Source organism: Salicola sp. AFF1 (assembly GCF_056783195.1).
Window position 1 is genome coordinate 1 of sequence record NZ_JBXAYL010000089.1, and the last position, 1,653, is coordinate 1,653.

Annotated in this window: 2 protein-coding genes; both read left to right on the forward strand. The window is 47.6% G+C overall.

Annotated elements, in window-relative coordinates:
* A partial coding sequence (locus AC1RQI_RS16795) for an RHS repeat-associated core domain-containing protein (RefSeq protein WP_481905760.1) occupies nucleotides 1-936 on the forward strand: 936 nt, incomplete at its 5' end.
* Nucleotides 933-1,562, forward strand: a complete 630-nt coding sequence (locus AC1RQI_RS16800; protein WP_481905761.1) for an Imm5 family immunity protein — start codon at nucleotides 933-935, stop codon at nucleotides 1,560-1,562. The genes AC1RQI_RS16795 and AC1RQI_RS16800, both read left to right, overlap by 4 nt.
* Nucleotides 1,563-1,653: the final 91 nt, after the last annotated feature.

The following is a 1,653-nucleotide window of genomic DNA, read 5'->3' on the forward strand; positions in this document are numbered from 1 at the left end:
CTGACCCCGGACCCGATAGGCATCAAGGGAGGCCTGAACAGCTACCGCTACACGCCCAATCCACTCGATTATATCGACCCGCTTGGGCTCGACTACGAGTCCATCATCGGGGCTGGCAATGCGGACAAGACAGAGCTTGCGGCCCTGTCCAACATGAAGCCGGACATACCATCCATGGTGGAAACCAACGGTGCGGATGTCGGCAGCATCCGGGCCATGGAGCCGAACTGGTTCCGGGATACCATCACCGGTGGGGTTGTGAACGCCATGATTGGCGGTCCGGCGACGGATATCGCCGATGCGTGGCGCAATACCTTCGGCAACGAGAAATACACAGGCATCAACCCGCTCACCAATCAGAACGAGGGGCTGCGCACCGGCCCTGAGCGATTTATGGACTGGGCGCCGATTCCGGCAGCGAAGACTAGTGCAGCGGCTAAAAGTGTGGACAATCTGGCTGATGCTGCGCGTACAGCAACACGGGCTGAAGTTCCAGACCCTCCATCACCAACGGCTCAAGAAATTTTTGATAACCTGCCTGAACGTTTAAAGAGCAAAACGGTATCAACTGATACAGATATTCAAACTTTAAGCGGTTATAGTGCCAATAAACCAGAACAGTTCACTCACGTTGATAGTGATAAAGTAATTGCACGATCAGAAGAAATAGGCCACAAACTAAGACCAGCAGGAGCCATGGATCAGGGAGTGCCGGGGAGGTTTAATGCATCCCATGCTGAAAAACAAGTTATTGTTCAAAACCCAGATGCTGGTAAGATAGATGTATCTCGTCCGCAATGCTCTGATTGTCAGAAGTTCTTCACTAAAGAGGCGCAACATCAAAATCGTGCGATAACGGTTTCTGATCCTGAGGTTGAAAGAACATTTATGCCAGATGGGACTGTTAATAGTACGCCGAGAGGATCTCAAGAATGAATATCCCAAACGAACTTTCTCAAATGATTGTCGAATCAGAGAAATTTATCGACGATAATGGTGAGCTGCCTGCATATCGAAGAAAAGAGATACATGAGCTTATTGAGAAGTTATCAAGGGAAGTTCACAAAGATGCGGGGTATTACAGAAGGGCAAAGCTGGCTATTGGTTGCTCATACTTCAGTTTGCCTTATCTAGATGTATACTCTGATAACAGGCAAAAGGCCGAAGAAGCCCTAAAAAAAGCGATTTCAACCTTGCAAGGAAGCTTTGATATAAAAGAGCTTGAATCTATAAATGATCGGCTATATACGGATTCAGTTAATCTAACTGATCAAGATGATCCTAATTTCCCTGCCGTATATGCAAGTTTTGCGTGTTTTTCAGCAATTAATGTCGTTTTGTATGACAGTAACTTTGAAGTTTTAGGATTAAATGAAAAAGAATCTGACCCAACAGATTGGGAGGCCTGTTTTTACGCTTCGTTAGCTCATTGCGGGGGAGCAGTGTGGGAAGAAGTTGGTGATCGAGATAAGCGAAAACAGTTTTGGGAATGGTATCTACATAAAGCTATCCCTTTCGCATGGGATACTTCAATACCCTTGGGTCCGGTAACCGAACAGTAAAAACCCGCTTGATAACCAAGCCCCCATGCACGGATGCATACTTGCACGGATGCCGACGGGGCGCGCCACCTGCTTAGTGGTGGGACTTGCC

What these genes read in the sequence shown, in the direction of transcription:
- AC1RQI_RS16800 (WP_481905761.1), top strand. Translation starts at nt 933, where the DNA reads ATGAATATCCCAAACGAACTTTCTCAAATGATTGTCGAATCAGAGAAA.